The 23,662-nt window shown below is 69.8% G+C and carries 23 protein-coding genes; 11 read left to right on the top strand and 12 right to left on the bottom strand.

What is annotated here, in order from left to right:
* Positions 1-40 precede the first annotated feature (40 nt).
* Genes NP80_RS04585 through NP80_RS04570 form a run of 4 tightly spaced genes read right to left on the bottom strand, consistent with a single transcriptional unit; the run spans position 41 to position 3,893 of the window.
* On the bottom strand, positions 41-742 hold the full coding sequence (locus tag NP80_RS04585) for a hypothetical protein (protein WP_006409640.1): 702 nt from the start codon (positions 740-742) through the stop codon (positions 41-43).
* Positions 743-745: 3 nt separating this feature from the next.
* Positions 746-1,273 carry a flavin reductase gene (locus tag NP80_RS04580; RefSeq protein WP_006409639.1) on the bottom strand — a complete coding sequence of 176 codons (528 nt, stop codon included), beginning with the start codon at positions 1,271-1,273 and terminating at the stop codon, positions 746-748.
* A gap of 38 nt (positions 1,274-1,311) precedes the next feature.
* Positions 1,312-2,514 carry an acyl-CoA dehydrogenase family protein gene (locus NP80_RS04575; protein ID WP_080939074.1) on the bottom strand — a complete coding sequence of 401 codons (1,203 nt, stop codon included), beginning with the start codon at positions 2,512-2,514 and terminating at the stop codon, positions 1,312-1,314.
* 53 nt (positions 2,515-2,567) lie between these two features.
* Entirely contained in the window at positions 2,568-3,893 is a 1,326-nt protein-coding gene (locus NP80_RS04570) for an MFS transporter (RefSeq protein ID WP_006410568.1), read from the bottom strand.
* A 322-nt stretch (positions 3,894-4,215) separates the two neighbouring features.
* Here NP80_RS04570 and NP80_RS04565 point away from each other — a divergent pair, with 322 nt between their 5' ends.
* The 3 genes from NP80_RS04565 (at position 4,216) to NP80_RS04555 (ending at position 6,491) form a co-directional block, all read left to right on the top strand.
* Complete coding sequence (locus NP80_RS04565; protein ID WP_006404350.1) at positions 4,216-5,499, top strand: aromatic ring-hydroxylating oxygenase subunit alpha; 1,284 nt, start codon at positions 4,216-4,218, stop codon at positions 5,497-5,499.
* Positions 5,496-5,999 carry an aromatic-ring-hydroxylating dioxygenase subunit beta gene (locus NP80_RS04560; protein ID WP_006410559.1) on the top strand — a complete coding sequence of 168 codons (504 nt, stop codon included), beginning with the start codon at positions 5,496-5,498 and terminating at the stop codon, positions 5,997-5,999. Before NP80_RS04565 ends, NP80_RS04560 begins: the two co-directional genes overlap by 4 nt.
* Positions 6,000-6,104: 105 nt before the next feature.
* The gene (locus NP80_RS04555) at positions 6,105-6,491 is read left to right on the top strand and encodes a tautomerase family protein (RefSeq protein WP_006404352.1); all 387 of its coding nucleotides are present in this window, start codon (positions 6,105-6,107) and stop codon (positions 6,489-6,491) included.
* A 44-nt stretch (positions 6,492-6,535) separates the two neighbouring features.
* Here the strand turns inward: NP80_RS04555 and NP80_RS04550 are convergent, their stop codons facing one another.
* Positions 6,536-8,089 (bottom strand): sensor histidine kinase, encoded by a 1,554-nt coding sequence (locus NP80_RS04550; protein ID WP_080596227.1) that lies wholly within the window; start codon positions 8,087-8,089, stop codon positions 6,536-6,538.
* 130 nt (positions 8,090-8,219) lie between these two features.
* Between NP80_RS04550 and NP80_RS04545 the strand changes: the two genes are divergently transcribed.
* From NP80_RS04545 to NP80_RS04525, 5 genes are read left to right on the top strand one after another with little or no spacing between them, the layout of a single operon-like run.
* Positions 8,220-9,413 carry an acyl-CoA dehydrogenase family protein gene (locus tag NP80_RS04545; RefSeq protein ID WP_006410572.1) on the top strand — a complete coding sequence of 398 codons (1,194 nt, stop codon included), beginning with the start codon at positions 8,220-8,222 and terminating at the stop codon, positions 9,411-9,413.
* A gap of 47 nt (positions 9,414-9,460) precedes the next feature.
* A complete protein-coding gene (locus NP80_RS04540) occupies positions 9,461-9,853 on the top strand; it encodes a hypothetical protein (protein WP_006404355.1) in 393 nt (130 codons plus the stop codon).
* A complete protein-coding gene (locus NP80_RS04535) occupies positions 9,850-10,383 on the top strand; it encodes a nuclear transport factor 2 family protein (RefSeq protein WP_006410571.1) in 534 nt (177 codons plus the stop codon). The genes NP80_RS04540 and NP80_RS04535 overlap by 4 nt, the downstream gene beginning before the upstream one ends.
* A gap of 31 nt (positions 10,384-10,414) precedes the next feature.
* The gene (locus tag NP80_RS04530) at positions 10,415-11,539 is read left to right on the top strand and encodes an amidase (protein ID WP_006410562.1); all 1,125 of its coding nucleotides are present in this window, start codon (positions 10,415-10,417) and stop codon (positions 11,537-11,539) included.
* A 48-nt stretch (positions 11,540-11,587) separates the two neighbouring features.
* Positions 11,588-12,331, top strand: coding sequence for an SDR family NAD(P)-dependent oxidoreductase (locus NP80_RS04525; RefSeq protein ID WP_006410560.1), 744 nt, complete (start codon positions 11,588-11,590; stop codon positions 12,329-12,331).
* 51 nt (positions 12,332-12,382) lie between these two features.
* On the opposite strand, the gene NP80_RS04520 is transcribed toward NP80_RS04525, so the two are convergent.
* Positions 12,383-13,015: a response regulator transcription factor gene (locus tag NP80_RS04520; protein ID WP_006410569.1), complete on the bottom strand. Its 633-nt coding sequence runs from the start codon at positions 13,013-13,015 to the stop codon at positions 12,383-12,385.
* Positions 13,016-13,327: 312 nt separating this feature from the next.
* Between NP80_RS04520 and hpaC the strand changes: the two genes are divergently transcribed.
* Positions 13,328-13,882, top strand: a complete 555-nt coding sequence (gene hpaC / locus NP80_RS04515; RefSeq protein WP_006410567.1) for a 4-hydroxyphenylacetate 3-monooxygenase, reductase component — start codon at positions 13,328-13,330, stop codon at positions 13,880-13,882.
* 18 nt (positions 13,883-13,900) lie between these two features.
* On the opposite strand, the gene NP80_RS04510 is transcribed toward hpaC, so the two are convergent.
* The 6 genes from NP80_RS04510 to NP80_RS04485 all read right to left on the bottom strand — a co-directional run bounded on the left by NP80_RS04510 (position 13,901) and on the right by NP80_RS04485 (position 21,319).
* Positions 13,901-15,175: a YbfB/YjiJ family MFS transporter gene (locus NP80_RS04510; RefSeq protein WP_006410564.1), complete on the bottom strand. Its 1,275-nt coding sequence runs from the start codon at positions 15,173-15,175 to the stop codon at positions 13,901-13,903.
* Positions 15,172-15,675: a GNAT family N-acetyltransferase gene (locus tag NP80_RS04505; protein ID WP_006404363.1), complete on the bottom strand. Its 504-nt coding sequence runs from the start codon at positions 15,673-15,675 to the stop codon at positions 15,172-15,174. Before NP80_RS04505 ends, NP80_RS04510 begins: the two co-directional genes overlap by 4 nt.
* Positions 15,676-15,991: 316 nt before the next feature.
* On the bottom strand, positions 15,992-18,010 hold the full coding sequence (locus tag NP80_RS04500) for an LssY C-terminal domain-containing protein (RefSeq protein ID WP_035947271.1): 2,019 nt from the start codon (positions 18,008-18,010) through the stop codon (positions 15,992-15,994).
* Positions 18,011-18,121: 111 nt separating this feature from the next.
* Entirely contained in the window at positions 18,122-18,574 is a 453-nt protein-coding gene (locus NP80_RS04495; protein ID WP_006408819.1) for a hypothetical protein, read from the bottom strand.
* Between the two features lie 312 nt (positions 18,575-18,886).
* Positions 18,887-20,146, bottom strand: a complete 1,260-nt coding sequence (locus tag NP80_RS04490; protein ID WP_105774493.1) for an MFS transporter — start codon at positions 20,144-20,146, stop codon at positions 18,887-18,889.
* A gap of 147 nt (positions 20,147-20,293) precedes the next feature.
* A complete protein-coding gene (locus NP80_RS04485) occupies positions 20,294-21,319 on the bottom strand; it encodes an ABC transporter substrate-binding protein (RefSeq protein WP_006408824.1) in 1,026 nt (341 codons plus the stop codon).
* Between the two features lie 205 nt (positions 21,320-21,524).
* Here NP80_RS04485 and NP80_RS04480 point away from each other — a divergent pair, with 205 nt between their 5' ends.
* Positions 21,525-22,190 carry a response regulator transcription factor gene (locus NP80_RS04480; RefSeq protein ID WP_006404370.1) on the top strand — a complete coding sequence of 222 codons (666 nt, stop codon included), beginning with the start codon at positions 21,525-21,527 and terminating at the stop codon, positions 22,188-22,190.
* Positions 22,177-23,586, top strand: coding sequence for a sensor histidine kinase (locus tag NP80_RS04475; RefSeq protein WP_006408820.1), 1,410 nt, complete (start codon positions 22,177-22,179; stop codon positions 23,584-23,586). Before NP80_RS04480 ends, NP80_RS04475 begins: the two co-directional genes overlap by 14 nt.
* Positions 23,587-23,662: the final 76 nt, after the last annotated feature.

Raw genomic sequence — 23,662 nt, 5'->3', positions numbered from 1 at the left:
GCAGGTCACCGCGGACGGCCGGCGCCGCGCAGCGCGCGGGCTATTCGGCGCATGTTATCTCACAAACGCGGCTCGCCATCGGGAAGTGCGGCGTCGCACCGGTAAACGGCGGCAAGGCCTCGAAGTCGCGGCGCATCAGCATGCGCACTGGCGATGCGAGCGCGTCGGCCAGCGCGCCTGCATCGTCGAACACGACCTTGTTGCGCTGCATGGCCCGCGCGCGCGGGACCGGCAGCGCGCTTCGATAGTCGATGCGCGTATAGATCTCGATCTCGCGAATGCCGGGCAGTTGCGCCATCAGCGGCGGATGATGGTCGAGATAGTGCGACAGCCACGCGTTGGCGTCCGCGGCCTCGCCCTCGTAGCTGACGAGGTACGTGCAGCATTGCGCGCCCGCGCCTGTGCCGGCCAGCGGCACGCGGCGCACCGCCATCGCCTGCTGCGCGACGCGCAGCCCGGCGGCGGCGCAGCGTTCGACGAACGCGCGCGCCGCGCCGGCCGGCGCGAGCATCGCTTCGAGTGCGTCGAGATCGTCGAAATAGCATTGCAGCACGCATGCGGGCGAACGCGGACGCGGCACCGGATCGGCGCGATCGGCCGCGAATGCGACCGGCCGGTGCACGATCCATCGCGCGAGCCCGCGCATGCCGCGCAACGCGTCCGGTGCCGGCGCGACGTCGGGCGACGCCGCGTGCGCGTCGTCGTCGCCGTGCTCGGCAATCAGGAACAGGCACACCTCCATGCGTCACCCCGCGTGCACGGCAAGCGGATGCGCGAGCCGATGAAACGCGCGGCCGAAATAGATCAGTCCGTCGCCGGGCGAGCGCAGCGCGATATGGTCGATCTCGACGAACATCACCGAATGCGAGCCGACCGCCTTGCTGTCGATGATGTGCCCTTCCAGGCTGACGTTCGCGTCGGCGAGCACGGGCACGCCGGTCGCGCCGTCGACCCAGCGCGTATCGTCGAAGCGCGCGTCGCCGGGCGTTTGCGTCATGCCGGCAAACGCCTGCGCGATCGACTCGCACCCGGACGGCAGCAGATTGATCGCGACGCGCCCGTTGCCGCGCATGATGTCGTGCGCGCGGCTGCCGCGGTTGATGCAGACGAGCATCGTCGGCGGCGCATCGGTCACCGAGCAGACCGCGCTCGCGGTGATGCCCCAGCGGCCGCGCGCGCCGTCGGTCGTGATGACGTTCACGCCGGCCGGCAGGCGCGACATCGCCTCGCGAAAGTTTCGCCGGACGTCGTCGAGGGGAGTCGAATGATTCATGGATGGCTCCTGTTCGTCAAAACGCATAGCGGTGGCGTTCACGGATACGGCGTGACGGGATCGACGCCGGCGAACAGCGCGCCCGAGCCGTCGTAGGTCGCTTCGCCGAGAAACGCGTGCTGCGTGACGACGATCGAATCGCGCACCAGCTGCTGCAGGCGGTTTTCGCGGTAGATCGCCGCCGTTCCCGCGAGCTGATAGGCCTGCATCACGACCTTCGCGCAGACCTGTGCCGCATGCGTCGCGCTCAGGCGCAGCAGATTCGCCTGCGACGGCGAAACGGGCCGACCCGCGACGAGCGACGCCCACACCTGTTCCGCAGTCTCGTAGAAAAAGGCGCGCGCACTGCGCCAGTCGGCCTCGGCCTTCGCGAGGCCTGCGCGGTAGTACGGCCGGTCGCCGAGGCGCGGCGCGCCCGTCGTGGTCTTCGTCGCGCCGGACATCGCGGTCAGCAGATCGAGCGCCGCGCGCGCGAGGCCGACGTTGACGGCCGCATGAACCTGCGCCTGATACGCGACGGCCGGATAGCGGTACAACGGTTCGTCGACGGTCGGCTCGCCGCCGCGCACGAAGGTCCATGCATCGGCGACGAACGTGTCGTCGAGCGCGAGGTCGTGGCTGCCGGTGCCCTGCATGCCGACCACGCGCCAGTTCTCGACGATCTCGACTTCGGCGGCCGGAAACACCGCGGTGAACGGCTTGCCCGGCGCGCCTCCGCCTTCGCCCGCGGCACCGCCGATGCCGACGCCGATCCAGTCGGCCCCTTTGCAGCCGCTCGCGAAACGCCAGCGCCCCGACACACGATAGCCGCCCGGCACGCGTTGCGCGGGCTGCAGCGGATAGAGGCCGCCCGCGAACACCTGGTCCGGCCCGCTCGCATAGATCGTACGCTGCGTGTCGAGCGGCAGCGCCGCGAGATACGTGTTCGCGGAGCCGAACGCGGCGACCCACGCGGCCGAGCCGTCCGCGACGGCGATCCGCTCGAGCATCGCGACGAACTCATGCGGGGGCAGCGCATCGCCGCCGAACTGCTTCGGCGTGCCGGCGCGGAAGATGCCCGCGCGCTTCATCAGCGCGATCACGTCGCGCGGCACATGCGACAGCCGGTCGAACTCGTCGCGCCGCCGCTCGACTTCGGCAATCACCGCATCGAGCGGCAGCGGCGACGTGTCGTCGGTTTGCGGCGCCAGCCCGGAAGGCGCGGCCTGCTCGAATGGGCGAACGACGGTTGAAGTTTGCATGGCGATGTCCTGATCCTGAATTGACGAAGGGAAAGCGAAGAGGCAAGCGGCGTTCAGCGCACGCGGTGCGCGTCGCGCGCCGCCTTCGGATAGGTTTCCGGCGCGATACAGGTCGCGACGATGGTGATCGCGCCGAGCACGATCAGATAGATGACGATCGGCGCCGCGCTGCGGTAGTGCGCAAGCAGTGCGGTCGCGATCATCGGCGACAGGCCGCCGCCGAGCACCGACGCGATCTCGCGTCCGATGCCGAGCCCCGAGAACCGCAGCCGCACCGGCAGCAGCTCGCTGATGAACGCGGGCTGCGCGCCTTCGAGAATCCCGATCGCGACGCTGTTCGCGAGGATCAGCGCGGCGAGCACATACTCGAACCGGCCCGACTGCAGCAGCACGAAATACGGGTAAGCGATCAGCACGACGGCGATTGCGCCGAACAGGTACACCGGCTTGCGGCCGATCCGGTCGGTGAGCCGCCCGGCCGCGAGCGTCACCGGAATCATCAGCAGCATCGAGATCACGAGCCCGCTCAGCAGCCACGACGCGTCGAGACCGATGAACTTGCCGTAGGCGAGCGAAAACGAGAAGAGCAGGTACGACACCGCGCCTTCGCCGAAGCGCAAGCCGAACACGGTCGCGACCGCGCGCGGGCACTCGCGCAGCACGTCGACGAGCGGTGCCGCGCTCGCGTGCTGCTCGGAACGCACGTGCTCGAACGCCGCACTTTCGCCGACCGAGCGGCGCATCCACAGGCCGAAGCCGACCAGCACGATGCTCGCGAGAAACGGGATGCGCCAGCCCCAGCTTTCGATGTCGGCAACGGGCAAGCGCTGCACGAGCAGAAACGCGGCGGTCGACAACACGAAGCCGAACGCGGCGCCGCACGGGCTCCACGCGGCGAGCGCACCGCGCCGCTCGGCGGGCGCGTTCTCGTGGATCAACAGGATGCTGCCGCTCCATTCGCCGCCCGCGGCGAGCCCCTGCAGCACGCGCAGCAGCACGAGCGCGATCGGCGCGGCGATCCCGATCTCGCGATAGGTCGGCAATAACCCCATCCCGGCAGTCGCGACGCCCATCGTCAGCATCATCACGGTCTTGCGGCCGTACCGGTCGCCGATGTGGCCGCACAGCAGGCCGCCGATCGGTCGCGCGACGAAGCCGACCGTGAAGCCGCCGAACGCGGCGATCGTGCCGGTCAGCGGATCGGTGCCGACCGGAAAGAACAGCTTGCCGAACAGCAATGCGGCGGCCGTGCCGTACAGAAAGAAGTCATACCATTCGAGCGCTTGTCCGACCACCGCGGTCGTGACCGCACGGCGAACCGAACCGGCTTGGCGGGAGACGGATAGCGTGACCGTCGAGGTGGGTGCGGATGAGTTCATCGGAGGTTTCCGAAAAGAATGTCAGGGATCCTGCTGAACCGGCAGTCGGCGGCAGCCATGCGATCGAATCGATGCTGCGTGCGACCCACGATAAGAGCGGCCCCCGATCGCGGTCAAATTACCGCCAAAAATGCCCGTCATGAATCGCGTGCATGGTCGCCGCGCGGCGAACGCCGCCATCGCGTTATCCACGGGATTTATCCGACTGCCGTTTTTAGATCGATTTGACCGATGCGCAGGCGGCGACGAAACTGGCTTCGTGATCCGCCCGAGGCACGTATGCCGACGTCTCGGTCCCTCGCACTCTTTCCCCACGACGACGATGAACGACATTCCGTATCAGACGATCGACACGCGTGCGCTGCATGGTCTCGCGCAACCCGACCGCATCGCACCCGCGCTCTATCACGACCCGGCACTGTTCGAAGCCGAGCTCGACCGCATCTTCTACCGCACCTGGATCTGGGTCGCGCACGATAGCGAATTGCCGCGCCCCGGCGACTTCATCACGACGACGATCGGCCGCCAGCCGGTAATCGTCGTGCGTGACAAGACCGGCGAAGTGAACGTGCTGCAGAACCGCTGCCGCCATCGCGGCGCGACCGTCTGCGAAGCGCACAAGGGCAACGCGAAAGGCTTCACGTGCCCGTATCACAGCTGGTCGTACGCACTCGACGGCACGCTGCGCGCGCTGCCGTACGGCGACGGCTACGAAGGCGTGTGCGACAAGGGCGATCTGCCGCTCGTGAAGCTGCGCGTCGGCGTGTATCAGGGGCTGATCTTCGCGAGCTTCAACGACGGGATCGAGCCGCTCGAGGACTTTCTCGGCGGCGCAAAGCCGTGGATCGACCTGTTCATGAAGCAGGGCGCCGGCTATCCGATCAAGGCCAACGGCGAACACAAGTTCCGCTTCAAGGGCAACTGGAAGATCCAGCTCGAGAACACGACCGATCTCTATCACTTCCCGGTCGTGCACAAGTCGTGGATGAAGTCGATCGACGACGAGACGGCCGCCACGATCACGAGCTTCATGACGAGCGACGCCGCGTTCTGCCGTTCGCTCGGCAACGGCCACAGCCTCGCGGTACTGATGCCGGAGCTCGTCGATCTCGACGACGACGACGGCGCACCGTTGCCCGAGCGCTTTGCGCCGCTCGCCGCGAAGCTCGCCGAGCGGCACACGCCGGACGAAGTGCGGCGCATCGTACGTTCGCTGATGGGCGTCGGCTTCAACCTGAATCTGTTTCCGAATCTCGCGCTGTCGATGGCGTTCTTCCGCGTGCTGCGGCCGATCTCTGCGACCGAAACCGAGATCCGTCACGTCGCGCTCGCGATGGACGGCGGCCCCGAAGAAGCGAACCGCGAGCGGCTGCGGATCCACGAGCACTTTCAGGGTCCGTTCGGCTTCGGCAGCCCGGACGACGCGGAAGCGTGGGAGCGCGTGCAGCGCGGCGCGTACGCGGGCCCCGACGTGCCGATCCTCGTGAACCGCGGGCTGAACCGCGAGACCACCGCCGCAAACGGGGAAAAGACCGCGCACGCGACCGACGAAACGGGCATGCGCGAAGCGTATCGGCAATGGCGCACGATGATGGAGCAAGCATGATGGACGACCGCAACGCACTTTTTTCGCAGCAGACCTTCGCGCGCGCGGTCGAGTTCGTATGGCGCGAAGCGGAGATGCTCGACCGCCGCGACTATCGCGCATGGCTCGACCTGTGGGATCCGGCCGGCCACTACGTGGTGCCGATCGATCCGCAGACGACCGACTTCGCCGCGACGCTGAACTACGTGTTCGACGATCGCGACATGCGCGAGAAGCGCGTGCAGCGCATGCTGTCGGGCTACTCGGCGTCCGCGTCCGATGCGGCGCGCACCGTGCGCACCGTGTCGCGCTTCACGCTCGAAAGCAGCAGCGCCGATACCGTCGAGCTGAAGTCCGCGCAGGTCGTCGTCGCGTACAAGCGCGGCACGACGACGTTGTTCGCGGCCGACGTCACGCACCGCCTGCACGTCGATGCGGAAGGCGAATTGCGGATCGCCGAAAAGGTCGTGCGGCTGATCGATTCGACGGAAGCGCTGAGCGCGATCGGCTTCCTGCTGTAACGCGGATGCCGGTGCGCGGCTGCAGTCGCGCCGTGCACCGGCCGTGCGCGAATGCGCGCATCCGCTTACACGCCTCAATTACCCGCCTCGATTCCGCGAACCACCATGCCCACACTCGAAGTCTTTCTGCCGGCCGGCCACGACGATGCACGCAAGGCCGAACTGATTGCGCGCCTCACGCACGCGACTGTCGACGCGATCGGCGCACCGGCCGAATCGGTACGCGTGCTGCTGACCGAACTGCCCGCGACGCACATCGGCCTCGGCGGCCGCAGCGCGGCCGACGGCGCGCCGCCCGCGCTACCGGTGATCGTCGCGATCCTGATCGCCGGCCGCACCGACACGCAAAAGCGCGCGCTGATCGCGGCGCTGTCCGATGCCGGCGCAAACGTGCTCGACGCACCGCTGCAGGCGACGCGCGTGATCATCAAGGACATCCCGAACACCGACTTCGGGATCGGCGGCCAGACCGCACGCGCGTTGGGGCGCTGATCGTGCCACGCATGCCGCCGGCCGCCTGCAACACGCGCCCTGCGCTACGCGCGCGCGTCGGCGAGCGGCAGCGTCACGCGGCAGTCGAGGCCGCCTCCCTCGGCGCGACGCGCGGCGATGCGGCCACCGTGACGCGTCACGATGCTCTTGCACAGCGACAGTCCGATGCCGTTGCCGCCGGCCTTCGACGACGAAAAACCGTCGAACAGCCGATCGTGAGCATCGTCGGCCACACCGGGCCCGTTATCGATCGCGCGCAGCTCCGCGAGCGCGCCGACCTGCGCGGTGCCGAGCGTCAGCATGGGTGTCGCGCGCTCGCAGCCGGCGAAGGCCTCGATCGCGTTGAATGCGAGATTCAGGATCACCTGTCCGATCAGCACGCGTTCGCAGCGGACCGGCAGCGGCACGTCCGCCTGCACGATCGACACCGTCACGCCCGCTTCGCGCGCGCGCAGCTCGATGAAGTAGGCGACGTCGGCGAGGATGTCGCGCAGATCGGCAAGCATGACGACCGGTTCGCGCTTCACGATGAATTCGCGCACGCTCTTGATGATCAGCGCCGCATGCTCGGCCTGCCGGTCGGCGCTGCGCAGCCCCCAGATCGCGTCGTCGACGTTGCCGCGCGCGCCGAGCCGCTGCACCGCACCCTCGATGAAGTTGCGCACGGCCGCGAGCGGCTGGCTCAGCTCGTGCGCGATCACGGTCGCCATCTCGCCCATCGCGTTGTAGCGGCCCGCGTACTCGAGCATCCGCGCTTCCGCACGCCGCGCCTCCTCGATCGCGACTTCGTCGCTCACGTCGCGAAAATGCACGAGCAGCCCGTCGAGATCGTCTTCGATCTCGACCTGCCGGCACGCGACGCGCAGGCAGCAGGTCGAGCCGTCGCGCCGCACGAACCGGTAGCGTTGCGGTTCCGACGGACACGTCGACGGCGCATCGCGCAACTGCGCGACGAGCCGCGCGCGATCGTCCGCGCTGCAGTAGTCGAGCACGTCGCCGACCCCCTCGTCGGCCGCGAGGCCGAGCACGCGGCGCCCCGACTCGCTGATGAACTGCACGCCGCCATGCGGCGTCACGACCGCGATCCCTTCGTCGAGGTCCTGCATGAACTCGCGCAGCCGCGCCTCGTAGCGGCGCAGTTGCTGACGGATCGCCTCTTCGGCGCTGATGTCGCGAAACTGCACCATCACGACGTCGCGCCCGCGCAGCGGCACGTAGGTCGCGATCGCCTCGGACAGCATGTCGACGCCCGTACGCGACCGGTAGCACCACTCGTACACCTGCGGGCCTTCGACGATCGCGCGGTCCATCGCGCCCACGCCGATCTCGCGACGGTATTTCGGCTCCGGCCGCGTCATGTCCGGCGCCTTCAGCGGCAGCAGCTCCTCGACGGAAAAGCCGAGCGCGATGCAGGCCGCACGGTTGGCCCAGACGATCGCCTTCGTCTGTGCGTCGTGCAGCAGCACGCAGGTCGTCAGCGCGTCGAGCAGCCGGTGGAAATCGTCTTCGTCGGGAAAGCGCATGGTCGGGTCCGGAACGAGCCGCGCGGCATCGCACGGGCGGACGCTCAACATAGCACCGGCCCGCATCGATCGCATCTGAAGATTTCTTTAGGACGGCACGGAGCGTCACCAGTCGCGCGGCCTAGCGCACCAATTGCTGCGTGTTTTCGGCATTCCTAGACTGAGGCCTGCCCTTTTCGAACCGCTATCCGCCCAGGAGACGATCATGCAACACGCCGCCGCTGCCATCGACACCGCCCCTCGCCCGGCGCCGCCCGCCTGCGTGCCGGACGCGCGGCTCTCGGCACTCGACGCCGTGATCGAAACCGTCGCCGCGCGACGCGACGAATTCGACCGGTTGTCGCACGTGCCGCGCGACGTGATCGCGCTGTTCAAGCAGGCCGGCATCTATCGCGCGGGCACGCCGCGCCGCTTCGGCGGCGATGCGCTCGCACCCGGCGCCTTCCTCGAGACGATCGAGCGGATCGCGACGGCCGACGGCTCGGCCGCGTGGGTCGCGAGCTTCGGTTCCGCGAACGTCTACCTCGCCGCCTTGCCGCTCGACACGCAGGCCGAGCTGTACGCGAGCGGCCCCGATCAGGTGTTCGCCGGCGGCCTGTTTCCGGTGCAGCCCGCACAGCCCGCAACGGGCGGCTGGCGCGTCAACGGCACGTGGAAATTCGCGAGCGGCTGCAAGGGCGCCGACTGGCTCGGCGTCGGCATCGCGGTGCCCGGCGCACAGGACGCTGCGCCGAACAAGCCGCGCACGGCCGTGTTTCGCGCGGCCGACGTCGAGATCGTCGAGAACTGGAACGTGGTCGGCATGCAGGGCACCGGCAGCCACGATTTGCGCGTGAACGACCGCTTCGTCGCCGAAGCGTGGACGTTCGTGCGCGGCGGCGAGCCGACCGTCGACGAGCCGCTCTACCGGTATCCGACGATCGCCTATGCGGCGCAGGTGCTGGCCGTCGTGAACCTCGGCCTCGCGCGCGCGGCGCTCGACGTCGTGAACCGCATGTCGGGCGGCCGGCAAACGACGACGGGCGCGCCGCGCCTTGCCGACCGCGCGTACTTCCGCATCGAGCTCGCGAAAGCCGAGGCGCAGCTGCGTTCGGCGCGTGCGTTCTTCTACGACGCGACCGATACGGTATGGCAGTCGATTCTCGCCGGCAACGCGGTAACGCCCGATCAGGTCAGCCTGCTGCGCCTCGCGGCCACGCATATCTCACGCGAAGGCGCGAGCGTCGTCGAACGTGCGTACCGGCTCGGCGGCACGCCGGCGATCTACCGCACGCATCCGCTGCAGCGGCTGCTGCGCGATGCGATGGTCGTCACGCAGCACGCGTTTCTCGCCGAAGGCAACTTCGACGGCGCGGGCGCCGTGTTCACCGGCGTCGCACCGTTTCCCGGCTATCTGTAAAGCGCGCCGCGTCGCGGCGCCCGACCGACTCTTCTGGAGACCCTCACATGTCCGATTCGAATCCGCTGCCGCTGCGCGTGCTGTTCTGCTGCGGCGTATCGCAAAACTTCTTCGACCTGCCGCGCGAACAAATCGGCGAAGTGTGGCAGGCCTACGGCGCGATGCTCGCGGCCGTCGAAGCGATGCCCGGCGTGCGCGTGCTCGGCGTCATGGATGACGACCGGCTCGTCGTCGGCCACGCGGACGGTGCGCCGTGGACGTTCTACATCATGGCCGACGTCGCCGATTTCGATACGGCGGTCGCCGTCTGCAACCTGTATCGGACGACGCCCGTCGGCGAATACAACCTGTGGCGCTACGGGAAGATCGAGGCGCGCGTCGGTCGCGCGCTGACCGTGCCGCCTGCCGCACGGCCGGCATCGTCAGGAGCGCGACGATGAGCGAAACGATCGAACGCGCTGCGGCACATACGCTCGACGCGCTCGCGCGCCGCGTGGCCGCGCTCGAAGCAGAGCGCGCGGTGCGCGCGACAATCGCGCGCTACATGGCACTGTGCGACGTACCGGAAGCGGCCGGCGACGGTCCGGCGCTCGACGCGCTGTTTACGCCGGACGCCGTATGGGAAGGCATCGGCCCGCAGTACGCGCAGAAGTTCGGCCGCCTGGAAGGGCCGGCCGAGATCGTGGCGATGCTGCGCCGCTATCTGCCGCCCGATCCTCACTTCGGCGCGAACCTGCACTTTCTGACCTCGGAGACGATCGACGTCGCGGTTGACAGCACCGCTGCGCGCGGCCGCTGGATCATGCTGCAGGCGTCGCGCTACGCAGACGGCGCCGCGGAGCTGATCGGCGCGCGGCTGACCGTCGATTTCGCGCCGGCGCAGAACGGCCGCGTATGGCTGATCCGGCATTTCCGCACCGAGCGCGTGCTCGACGGCCCGTGGCCGCTCGCTGCCGCGCAACGGCCCTGAACTTCTCCACCGCGCTCGCGCGACATCGCATATGACAGGCTTCATCGACACCTTCACGCTCGGCGGCCCGGGGCCGACGATCGCCATCAAGGACACGATCGACATCGCGGGCTATCCGACCCGCGCGGCGAGCCGCGCGCTCGCCGACGCACCGCCCGCCACGCAGCACGCCGACGTCGTGCGTCTGCTGCTCGACGCCGGCTGGCAGATCGCCGGCAAGGCCAACATGCACGAGCTCGCGTTCGGCATGACGGGCATCAACGACTACACCGGCACGCCGCTCAATCCGCAGGATGCGTCGCGCATTCCCGGCGGTTCGTCGAGCGGCTCCGCGTCGCTTGTCGGGCTCGGCGCCGTCGATGCGGCGCTCGGCACCGACACCGGCGGCTCGATTCGCGGGCCGGCCGCATGTTGCGGCGTGTTCGGGCTGAAACCGACGTTCGGCCGCGTGTCGCGGCGCGGCGTCGCGCCTGCCGAGACGACGCTCGACTGCGTCGGGCCGTTCGCGCGCGACATGGATACGCTGAGCGCCACGATGGCCGCGATCGCGCCGGGCTTCGACCGCGTGCGCGCGGCGGCGTCGGCCGCCGGATGCACGGTCGCGCAGGTCGTCGTCGACGCGGAGCCGGCCATCGCCCGCGCGTTGCGTACGGCGCTCGATGCGGCCGGCCTGCGCACGCACACGCTCGTGCTCGACGATCTGCGCGCGGCATTCGACGCGGGGCTCGTCGTCATCAACGCCGAAACGTCACGCGCGTTCGGCCATCTGGTCGCGACCGGCCGGCTCGGCGCGGATCTCGATGCGCGGCTGCGCGCGGCGGCGACCACGACCGCCGCCGCGCTCGACGCGGCCGAGGCCGTGCGCGTGCGTTTCACCGCGCAGATCGACGCGGCGCTCGAACACGCCGACGCACTCGTGCTGCCGACGCTGCCCGCGCTGCCGATCACGCTCGATGAGGCGCGCAACGGCGTGTCGGTGATCGCGATGTCGTCGCTGATCCGGCCGTTCAACCTGAGCGGCCATCCGGCGCTCAGCGTGCCGCTGCCGCTCGACGGCTCGCCGCTCAAGGCCGGCTTGCAGATCGTCGGACGCAAGGGCGCGGACGAACAGGTGTGCGCGCTCGCCGCGCATGTCGCCGCGGCGCTCGCCGCCTGAACCACGATGCGTGCGCGCACGCGCATGCGAACCACGGAATCACGCACCATGTCAGACCGAGTCGTACTCGTCACCGGCGCCGCCCGCGGGCTTGGCGCCGTCATTGCCGAACGCTTTCATGCGGCCGGCTATCGCGTCGCGCTGGCCGACATCGCGGCCGACGCGATCCGCGCACACGCACGCGACCTCGATCCGGAAGGCACGCGCGCGATCGCGATACCGCTCGACGTCACGTCGAAACGCGACTTCGAAGCGGCGCGCGATGCGCTCGTCGCGCGCTGGGGCGCGGTCGACGTGCTCGTCAACAATGCGGGCGCATCGAAGGTCGTGCCCGCGATGGAGATCACCGCCGAACAGTTCGATCAGGTGATCGACGTGAACCTGCGCAGCGTGCTGTTCGGGTGTCAGGTATTCGGTCAGTATTTCGCGACGCGCGGTGCCGGCCGCATCGTCAACATCGCGTCGCTCGCCGGCCAGAACGGCGGCTCCGCGACGGGCGCGCACTACGCGGCCGCGAAAGGCGGCACGCTGACGCTGACCAAGGTGTTCGCGCGCGACCTCGGCGCGCACGGCGTGACCGTGAATGCGATCTCGCCCGGCCCGCTCGACCTGCCGATCGTCCATGAAAGCGTCGCGCCCGAAAAACTGCGTCAGGTGCTCGCGGGCTTGCCGGGCGGCCGGCTTGGCTCGGCCGGCTTCGTCGCCGACGCGGCCGTGCTGCTCGCGTCGGGCGACGCATATTTCGCGAACGGCGCGTGCTGGGACATCAACGGCGGCCTGTACATGCGCTGAGCGCACGAGGTGCGCGTCCCGCGCCGCGGGCCGCAGCCGTTTCGTCGGCCGCTATCGCGGCCGCTCGCGTTCGTCGCCCCAGACGACCATCACGTCGCGCACGAGTGCGGCGATCGAGGTCGCGCCGAGCTTCTCCTTGATGCTCGCGCGATGCACGTCGACGGTCTTCACGCTGATCGACAGATCCGACGCGATCTGCTTGCTACCCTTGCCGTCGACGACGCCCCGCAGCACTTCCTTCTCGCGCGCGGTCAGCGCCGCGAGCCGCTCGCGCAGTTCGCGGTGGCGCTGGTCGGCCGCATGCCGCTGCTGCGCGAGGCGCAGCGCGCGCTGCACGCGTTCGAGCATCTGCTGCGAGTTGTACGGCTTCTCGACGAAATCGATCGCGCCGTTCTGCAGCGCGCGCACCGACATCGGAATGTCGCCGTGCCCGCTGACGAAGATCACCGGCAGCGTCGCACCGCGTGCGTTCAGCTCGGCCTGCACGTCGAACCCGCTCTTTTCCGGCATCCGCACGTCGAGCACGAGGCACGCGGGCAGGTTCGGATCGAAGCGCGCGAGAAAATCCGCCGCGTTCGCGAATCCTTCCGACGCGATGCCGACCGATTCGAGCAGCCATGCGAGCGAGGTCCGCATGCCGCCGTCGTCGTCGACGATATATACGATCGGAGCGGGTGACGTCATCGGGGTGTCTCGCAAGATTGGGGATAATTGCGCGCCGTACATCGGCGATGGCGCACGTGCGCACGTCGGGCGCAGCACACGTGCGGCACATCATAGCGAGCCGAAAATACGCTGAAAACCCCTGCGTGCCGCGCGTGCGTGCCGTGTCGCACCTTTTTTCGAACGCTGCGCGGCGCGACTAGGTAGAACCTTTAGCGCGGTTGGCGGGAACGCCATGTCGTGCGTCAATCGTGCGAATGTCCGTCCGCCTTTTCTCGACGTACGCTCGATCCTGTCCGGCGAATCGCCGACTTCATTCGATGAGGAGCACTCATGTCCGCCACGTCCCCGACCATCGGTTCCGCCCCCGCGGTGCACGCCGAGCCTTCCGACGCGCAGAAGGCGTTCCGGCACGCGATGGCCCATCTCGGCGCGGCCGTCAACGTGATCACGACCGCCGGCCCGCACGGCCGCTGCGGCATCACCGCGAGCGCCGTCTGTTCGGTCACGGATACGCCGCCGACCGTGCTCGTCTGCCTGAACCGTGCGAGCGCGATGCACGCGATCTTCGAACGCAATCGCCATGTGTGCATCAACGTGCTGCCGGCCGAACACGAAATGCTCGCCCGGCATTTCGCGGGCCTCACCGAGCTGCCGATGGAGCGGCGCTTCGCGCTGCCCGTCTGGGACCGCGGCGCGCACGACGTGCCGGTGCTGCGCGACGCGCTGGCGAGCCTGCAAGGAACGATCGCCGGGATGCAGACGGTCGGCTCGCATTCGGTGATGTTCATCGAGGCGACGTCGATCCGCGTGCGCGACGACGGCGACAGCCTCATCTACTTCGGCCGCGCGTTTCACCGCGTGTCGCGCGGCGCCTGCGTGCGCTGACGGCGCCGCGTGCGCTTGTTACGCGGCGCGCCGCAGCGCGCGCTGCCCCGCCGCCAGCGCCGCGCCGGCGAACAGCGTCAGCGCCGAATACACGAGCCCGCGCGCGAGCCCCGCGCTGTCCGACACCCAGCCGATCGCGACCGGACCCGCGATCTGCCCGAACGCGAAGATCGTCGTAAATGCGCTGATGCCTTTCGGCCAGCCGTCCGGCGGCAGGTTGTGCCGCACGAAGGCGGTCGTCGACGCGACCGCCGACAGGAACGTCGCGCCGAACAGTACGCCCGACACGAACGCCGCGGCCGGATGCACGATCAGCGCCGGCATCAGCGTCGCGATGCCGAGCAGTGCGTTGAGCACCGCGAGCGCCTGCCCGCCCCGCATGCGGTCGAGCAGCCCCGACCACAGCCGCGCCGAGACGATCGTCGCGACGCCGAGCATCACGTAGAACGCGGACACGACCGTGCCGCTCATCCCCGCATCGCGCAGCAGCGCGACGATGAACGTCATGTAGCCGATGTAGCCGACGCCGAACAGCCCGTAGCCGCCGAGCGCCAACGCGAAGCGCGCGGGGCTCGCCTGGGCGGCCGCTGCATCGTCGACGCGCGCGGGCGGCGGACGATGTCCGCGCTCGATGCGGCGCGCGGCCGACACCGCGATCGCTGCGCAGAGCACGCACGCGAGCGCCAGCGCGAACCACGCCGGCTGCCAGCCGTGCACGCGATGCGCGAGCGTCGCCGGCACGAGCAGCGACGATGCGACGATGCCCCAGCCCGTTCCGCCGTAATAGAGGCCGAGCAGCAGCCCCGCATCGCGCGGCGACGCCGACGCGAGACGCGCGGCCAGCACGCCGCCGCTGACGAAGATCAGCGCACTGCCGATGCCGGTCGCGAGCCGCTGCACGAGCAGTGCCTGCATGCCGACCGTGACGCCGCACGCGGCCATCAGACACGCGGTCAGCACGCACCCCGCCGCGAGCAGCGTGCCGGCGCGCCAGCGGCGCGACAGCCACGGAAACGCGAGCGCGCCGAACAGATAGCCGGCCGCGTTCGCGGTGTTCAGCGCGCCGGCCTGCGCGAAGCTCCAGCCGAGATCGGCCTTCATCGGCGGCAGCAGCAGCGCATACGAGAAGCGCGCGAGACCGAGCGCGATCGCGCTGCCGAGCGACAGGCCGATCGCGAGCCGCCACGCGGCGATGCGGCTGCGGTCCGCCGCGTGTGCCGATGCATCGGGCGCCGGCGCAGCGGCGTGCGTGGGCGCGTCGCCGTGCGTGGTCGAACGGCGCGGCGGCTTCATGCCTGCGCGTCGCCGCCGAGCCACTTGAACATCACGAGGCAGTCGACGAAGCCGAACCGCGCATGGCGGTACGCGCGCGGCAGCCGCCCGACGATTTCGAAGCCGAGCTTCTGCCACAGCGCAACCGCGACTTCGTTCGTCGCGACGACCGAATTGAACTGCATCGCGAGAAAGCCGCGCTCGCGTGCGACCTGCTGCGAGTGCTCGCACATCAGGCGCGCGACGCCGCGTCCGCGCGCGGCCTCGCCGACCATATATCCGCAGTTGCACACGTGATTGCCGGGCCCCGCCGCGTTCGCCTTCAGGTAATACGAACCGAGCAGCACGCCGTCCTCTTCGGCGACCCACGTGCAAAGCGGCGCGTCGAGCCAGAGCGCGCGCGCGGCGTCGAACGTCGGCGCGGGATCGAGCGCGTACGTTTCCTGCGCGGCGACCACCGCGCGGTAGGTCGGCCAGAAACGCGCGAAGTCGTCTTCGGTCATCGGGCGAAGCGTGATCATGCGGGTCCTCGAGAGAAGGGATCGGACGGCGAACGGGCGACGCCGCGTTACGCGCCGCCGCCGACATCACCGGATGGTGCCAGAAACGCGCGCGGCACGCGCGTGCCGGTGCGCCGTGTTCGGGACTGCAGGCCACGGATGGCGACGCCCTTGGGCGCTTGCTTGCCTGCTTGCCTGCTTGCGGCAGCATCGCCGCGCATCGAAAAGCCGCCGCTCGTTTTTATTTGCACGGCGCGCGCGCCGCACAATGCATCCCATCGACACCGTGCACACATCAACCTGAGCGCCCCGTCATCCGCCGGGCCATCAGGCACGTTCAAGGCACGGCCGACCACACGAGCAGCACACCGCCCGGCGCGGCCGCCAGCCCGCGCGGCGCATGCACGATCGTCGGATCGATCGCGAGCGTTTGCGCGAGCGTCCGCGCATCGTCGATCGGCGTCGAGCGCACGACCGTCATCAGCCGGGCAGGCCGATGCAGCGCCTCGCGATAGAGCGCGCCGTACCACAGCGCGCGCGTGCCGCGCGCATCCGACAGCGCGTACGGATAGCGCCACAGCCGCAGCACGAGACGGCTATCCGCGTGCGCCGGATCCGCGCGCACGAACACGCGCCGCGTGCTCTCGCCGTGCGTGTAGCGTGGCAGCACCGGCAGCGACTCGGCCGGCCCCTGCGGCATGAGCCAGCGCAGCGCCGTCTGCAGCGTCCACGGCGTCGCGCGCTGCCAGCCGGCCTGCGCGAGATGGCGGTCCAGCATGTCGGACGTCGCGCACCACTGCAGCGGCAAGTATTCCTCGCGATCGCCCCCGATCTCGGTGCGGCGCGTCGGCACGCGCTGCCAGCCGCCGCGCATCCACTGGTCGACCGTCATCGCGACGACGTCGCCCGCATGCGGACGCGCGGCGCGATCGGCGTCCCATTGCGCCGGAACCAGCCACACGCCGACCGTCGCGAGCACGACCGCGAGCGCGACGGTCGCGCCGACCGGCTGCACGTGCTCGCGCACGCGCCAGTACGCATGCGCGCCGGCCAGCAGCGCGAACCACGCAAGCCCGAGGCTCCAGCCGCCGACCAGCCCCGACAGCCACGTATCGCCGACGTAGAGCCGCGCGAAGCCGCCGAGCACGATCCACAGCACGACCGCCGTCACGACCGGCGTGCGCCAGCGCGCGGGCCGGTCGCGCGCGAGCAGCCAGCCGATCCCGCTGCTCGCGAGGATCGCGAACGCCGCGTCGGCATCGGGCAGCGGCATGTGCGCCGCACCGGGCGGCAGCGCCGCCGGCGTCGCCCCCGGCGGCACGACGCCGAACGCGGGCACGAGCACGACCGCGATACCGACCGTCGCGAGCCACCATGCCGCGCTCGCCCAGCAGCGGTGAATCGCGAGCCACGCGAGAAACGCGGCCGACACGATGAGTCCCGCGTCGCGGCCGTGCAGCACGACGAGCGCGCGCATCGCGGCGTCGACCGGCGGCGTGCGCAGGTTCTGCAGGAACGCATACAGCGCGACGTCGGCATGCATCAGCGGCGCGTTCGCGACGACGTCCTGCACGATCCGGCCGAACAGCCATACGCTCGCGACGAACAGCAGCGCGAGCACCGGCACGGCGCCCGGCAGCCGGCGCAGATGCACGAGGCTGTCGTGCAACCGCGCGCCGAACCGCGGCCAGTGACGCACGCACGCATGCAGCGCAGCGGCGAACGCCGCGTGCAGCAGCGGCCAGCCGCGCCGCAGCAGCAGGCGCACGCCGTACCAGACGCCGAGCACGAGCGCGGCGACGACGAGCAGGATCGCCGCGATGCGCACGCTGAGCGCGGCGGCAAGCGCGGCCGACGCACCAAACAGCATCCCCGGCGCGATATGCACGGGCGCCCATATCAGCGCCGACACGATGTTGACCGGATAGAACGACCGGCGCGGCAGCGTCGCGCAGCCGACCACGACCGGCACGACCGCGCGCACCGGCGCGAGAAAACGCGCGAGCACGATGCTCTTCGTCCCGTGACGCAGCACGAACTGCTCGCCGCGCGCGTAGACGGCCGCATGCCCGAAGCGCGCCCAGCCGTTGCGGATCATTCCGCCGTAGTGCCGCCCGAGTTCGTAGCTGATCCCGTCGCCGACGATCGCGCCGACGGCCGCCACACCGATCGTCGTCCACGGATCGAGCGCGCCCGCGCCCGCGAGCGCGCCGGCCGCAAACATCACGGCGCCGGCCGGCACGACCGTGCCGATCAGCGCGATCGCCTCCGCGCATGCGGTTGCGAACACGATCGCGAGCGCGAGGGCCGGATGCGCACCGATCTCGGCAAGCCAGGCGTGAATGGCGGCGCTCATCGCGCGCTCCCGCACCGCGACGCGGCGTGCCGCCGTTCGCACGCGCAGCGCCGGGCAAAGGGAAAGGAGAACCGGATCCGCGCCCGCGCGCCGCCGGTCGGGCCGCGCGCGTCAGTCGCGCTCATGCCGGCGCGCATCGGCCTCGAGCGGCGCGTCGCCGTAGCCGACCGTCGCGATCTCGTGCAGATAGCGCGCGAGAAACGCACCGATCGATCCGGCCGCCTCGTACTGATGGACGTGCCGGAACTCGTGCGTGAGCAGCCGCCGCGTGCCGTGCCCGCGCAGCACGAACACCGCGTGGCCGAGCGTCAGGCCGATCGTGCCGGGCGGCAGCAACCCCGTGTCGCGTGCGAGCGCCGCGAGCGCCGGCGTGTCGGGAAACGGCATGCGCTCGACCGTCGCGATGCGGATCCGTTCGGGCCGCGCGACGCCCACCGCGCGCGCATCGTCGAGCTGCGGCCGCGTCAGCGCCGCGCCGTCCACGAGGCCGCGCGCGGCCTGCGCTTCGGCCCATGCGATTGCGTCAGGCAGCGCGGACGACAGTACGTCGGCAAGATCGATCATCGCGAACTCTCCTGGTGGCGCGGCCGTATCCTGCACCAGTGTAGTCCCGAATCGGGGGCGTTCGCGAGGCGCCAGGCGCGATGCGTAGGGCGGCGCACAAGCCGCTGCATCGCAGCAATCGCGCATGTGCGGGGAATGCCTGCGGCACGGCCGCGCGGCGTGTCGCAGCGCAGCGCAGCGCGGCAAGCCTGCGCATCGCGCGCGGCGCCGTTCGTCAGCGCATCGCCGTCACGCGCGTCGATCGTTGCGCGCACCGCTTGCGCGCCGGCGCACACCGGCTCAGGCATCGCGCCCGGCGGTGCGGCGATGCACTCATGCGCCGGCCGCGACCATCGCGCGCTCGCTACGCGTCCACGCGACGAGCGCGCCGATGCCGAGCACGGCGAGGCACACGATCGGCACGATCATCGGGCCGAATGCGGTGCCCGTCACCTTGCCGGCGAACGGCATCAGGTTCTGGCTGAAGAAACCGCCGAGGTTGCCGATCGAATTGATCGCCGCGACGCTCGCCGCTGCGCGCGCGCCGGTGAAGTAGCGCGGCGGCATCGACCAGAAGCACGGATACAGCAGCGGAATGCAGGCGCCGCCGAGCACGAGCGCGACGAAGCGCAGCGGCGTCGACGGCAGCACGAGACTCAGCAGGAAGCCGAGCGCGCCGAGCGCCGCGACGATCGAGATCGTGCGCAGAATGCTCTTCGCGCGGCGCAGCTTCGCCGGCAGCCACAACAGCAGCAGCACCGCGAGCGCCCACGGCAGCATGCTCAGCAAGCCGTTCGTGCTGCTCGACACGCCGAACGACTTCACGAGCGTCGGCAGCCAGTACGTGACGCCGTAGAGCGACGTCGACATCAGCATGTAGGTCGCCGCGAACAGCATCACGCGCGGATCGAGCAGCGCCTTCCACGGCTGCGCATGCTCGGCCTGCGCGGGTTTTTCGCGCTCGAGCGCGGCCGCGACGATCTGCTTTTCGCGTTCGTCGAGGAAACGCGCCTCGCGGAACGACGCCGGCAGCACGCGGAACACGACGATCGCGACGAGCACGGCCGGAATACCGGTCGCGACGAACACCCATTGCCAGCCGGCGAGGCCCCACACGCCGTTCAGGCTCAGCAGCACGCCGCCGACCAGCGACCCGAGCATGTTCGCGAGCGCGCTGCCGAGCGTGAAGATGCCGAGCACCTTCGCGCGATAGCTCTGCGGAAACCACAGCGTCAGATAGTAGATGACGCCCGGATAGAACCCGGCCTCGGCGATGCCGAGCAGAAAGCGCAGCGCGCAGAACGCGGGCATCGAGGTCGTGAAGCCCATCAGCACCGTGATGAGCCCCCACGTCAGCATGATGCGCGCGAGCCAGACGCGCGCGCCGTAGCGATGCAGCGCGAGCGTGCTCGGCACTTCGAACAGCAGATAGCCGATGAAGAACAGCGACGACGCGAGCCCGAACGCGGCCTCCGTCAGCCCGAGGCTGTGCACCATCTGCAGTTTCGCGAAACCGACGTTCTGCCGGTCGATGAACGCGATCAGGAACATCACGACGAGTATGGGCAGCAGGCGCCGCGCCATCTTCGACATGATGCGCTGTTCGTCAGCGGACGCGGCGTCCGGATAGGCGGTGGAATTCACTGCAGGTACCTCCGTGAAACGGTTGCGTATCGTTGAAATGCGGTGCGCCGCGCGCGACGGGCGCGATCGCGGCATGACGGGAATGGCCGGCTTCGCTCAGCCGGACCGGTAGTCGTCGAGCATCGGCGCGAACATCTCGTGCCACGCGCGCGGCTTCGCCTTGATCGTGCCGGCGAGGTAGAGGAAGTCGACGTAGTCCATCAGCTGATTCGGGCGGACCGAGAAGCGCGTCTCCGGCGCGGCGAGCATCTGCATCACGTCGTCGTGCGACACGCCGACGCCCGACGCCGCCGCATAGAGCGCCGCCGCCGCACGCGGGTCCCGTGCGATCAGCCGGTTCGCTTCGTCGAGCGCGCCGAGAAACGCCGTGGCGAGCGCCGGTTCCGCGTCGACGAGCCGCTTCGGCGCGAACACGACGTCGAGCGTCATCGGGCCCAGGACGTCGACCGAATTCACGACGCGATGAATGCCCGGCTGCAGCAGCTCGAGCGTCGAGAACGGCGGCGACGTGAAGTGCGCGGTCACGCCGTTCTCGCGGCGGATCAGCGCCTGCATCGCCTGCGGATGCGGCAGGTTCACCGTGATCGAATCGAGCTGCGCGAAATGCGCGGCGCCGAGCTGGCGGCTCGCGACCATCTGCAGCACGACCGCCGACAGCGACGTGCGGATGCCCGGCACCGCGATCCGGTCGGACCGCGTGAAGTCGCGCAGCGACGTGAGGCCCGGGCGGTTTGCGTTCAGCGACAGGGACGTCGTCGACAACCCGCTGATGCCGATCACTTCGACGTTCGGAATCCCGCGGGCGCGCGCCCACAGCTCGATGAAACCCGGCGCGCCGGCGCCCGCGAAATCGAGCGTGCCGGCCATCATCGCGTCGTTGACCGAGTTGCCGCCGTCGAGCAGCACCCAGTCGACCGCGACGTCGCGCATTCCGTGCCGCGCCGCGTGCCGCTCGAACAGCCGCTGCTTCTCCATCACGAGCAGCGGCAGATACAGCACGCCATAGCCTTTCGAGATCCGCACCGTGCGCGGCTTCGCGCGCACGAGCGACGGCGCGCCGAGCGCGCCCAGCATGCCGAGGCCGGCCGCGATCAACGCGCGGCGGCGCGGGCGCGACGTCATGCGCACACCCTCGCGCGGCGATCCGCAGGCGGCGGCGTGCCGCGCCGTGCGTTCGTCGTGCTCGTGACCTGCTGCATGTTGGCGTCTCCTCTGGTATTAATGCCGTCTTCATGCTACGGCTCGACACAGGTTATCGAGCGAGTCTGAGAAAATGCTGACATCCCGGCCTCGGGAAAACCCGTAACCCCTACCTGCAAACGGCACCATGCGCATTCTCGTCGTGGAGGACGATGCGGAGATCGGCGCGGCGATCCGCAGCCGCCTCGCGCGGCTCGGCCATGCCGTCGATCTCGAAACCGACGGCTCGACCGCGAACAGCCTGCTGCGCGTCGAGCGCTTCGACCTCGTCGTACTCGACGCCAACCTGCCCGGCCTCGACGGCTTCGCGGTGCTGCGCAACCTGCGCGCGGCGGGCAGCACGACGCCGGTGCTGCTCGTCACCGCGCGTTCGGCGATCGACGATCGCGTCAGCGGTCTCGGCCTCGGCGCCGACGACTATCTGGTGAAGCCGTTCGACTACCGCGAGCTCGACGCGCGCGTGCAGGCACTGCTACGCCGCAACAGCGGCCATGCGAGCGACGTGCTGACGCTCGGCGGCCTCGTGATCGACCGCAGCAGCCGCCTCGCGGAACTCGACGGCAAGCCGCTCTCGCTGTCGCGCCAGGAGTTCGCGCTGCTCGAGATTCTCGCGAGCCGCCCGCAGCGGATCTTCTCGAAGGACGAACTGCTGAATCAGCTGTTCAGTTTCGGCAACGAGCCGAGCGCGAACGCGGTCGAGCAGTATGTGACGCGCGTGCGCAAAAAGCTGCACGGCAGCTCGGTCGAGATCCGCACCGCGCGCGGGATGGGGTATCAGATTGCCGCGCACTGACTGGTTCCCGAAGACGCTGTTCGGGCGCACGCTGCTGTTCATCGCGCTCGTCGTCGCGACCGGCGCACTCGCGCTCGCCGCCATCGCGCGCTACTACGCGGGCGTCGCGGCCGAGCGTGCCTACGATCAGCTGCTCGCCGGCGCGTCGATCCAGGTCGCGGAGAATCTTTACGTGCAGGGCGGCGTGCTCGCGCTGAATCCGCCGGTCGCCGCGCTGTCGACGCTGTCGCGCTACGACCTCGTCTACTACAAGGTCGTCGATTCGCGCGGCGTCGTCGTGGCCGGCTACAACGATCTGGCGAGCTCCGCGACGCTCGCGGCCGCGAAACAGGGGCCGGCGTTCACGAACGCCGTCTATCACGGGCACCGGATCCGCACGGCGACCATCGCGCGCTACATGCCGGAAGAAAGCACGCCGGGCTGGGCGCTCGTGACCGTTGCGCAGACAACCAATGCACGGCAGCAGCTCACGAACGAGATGAGCATCAAGGTGTGGACGCTGATCCTGCTGATGAGCGTGCTCGCGATCGGCGCAAGCGGGCTGGCGATCCGACGCGGGCTGCGCCCGCTCGCGCAGATCGGCGCGATCATCGCGGCGCGCGATCCGGCGGATTTGCGGCCGGTGGCCGTCGATACGCCGAGCGAGATCGACGCGATCATCGGCGCGATCAACGGGCTGATGCGCCGGCTCGCCGAGCGCATCAACGCGATGCAGCGCTTCATCGCCGACGCCGCGCACCAGATGCGCACGCCGCTCGCGCGGCTCGATGCGCAGATCGAACTGCTAGACGGCGACGACGATCCCGCGCGTCATGCGGCACGGCTCGATGCGTTGCGCGCGACCTGCGCCGATGTCGGCCGGCTCACCGGGCAGCTGCTCAATCACGCGATGGTGATCCATCGCACCGAGGCCGTGCCGCTGCAGCCGGTCGATCTCGTCGCGCTCGCGAAGGACGTGCTCGGCCGCGCGATTCCGCTCGCCGACGCGCGCGACGTCGCCGTCGCATTCGCGAGCGACGCGCCGCACGCCTGGATCGACGGCGATGCGATCAGCCTGCAGGAAGCGCTGTCGAACGTGCTGCACAACGCGCTGCTGCACGGCCATGCGGACGACATCGTCGTGTCGGTCGCGACGTCCGGCCATGCCGACGATGCGGTGACGCTGACCGTCACCGACAACGGGCGCGGCATTCCGCGCGAGCATTGGGATGCGGCATTGCAGCCGTTCGTGCGGATCGCGCCGGATGGGACGGAGCGCCGCACGGGCTCGGGGCTCGGTCTCGCGATCGTGCAGGAAGTGATGAAGGCGCACGGCGGGCGCGTCGGGTTCGCGTTTCCGGATGCGGGCGGGTTTGCGGTCGTGCTGACGTTTCCGAAGGCGGCGCGAACGGGCTAGCGTCTACTCGCGAATCGACGATCGTCGCGGTTGTGCATCGCCGGTCGATTCCATTCGTCATACGTCCGGGCATTGA

It is taken from the genome of Burkholderia multivorans ATCC BAA-247, assembly GCF_000959525.1.
In the GTDB taxonomy this organism is placed as follows: domain Bacteria; phylum Pseudomonadota; class Gammaproteobacteria; order Burkholderiales; family Burkholderiaceae; genus Burkholderia; species Burkholderia multivorans.
This window is presented reverse-complemented; position numbering and strand designations above follow the sequence as displayed.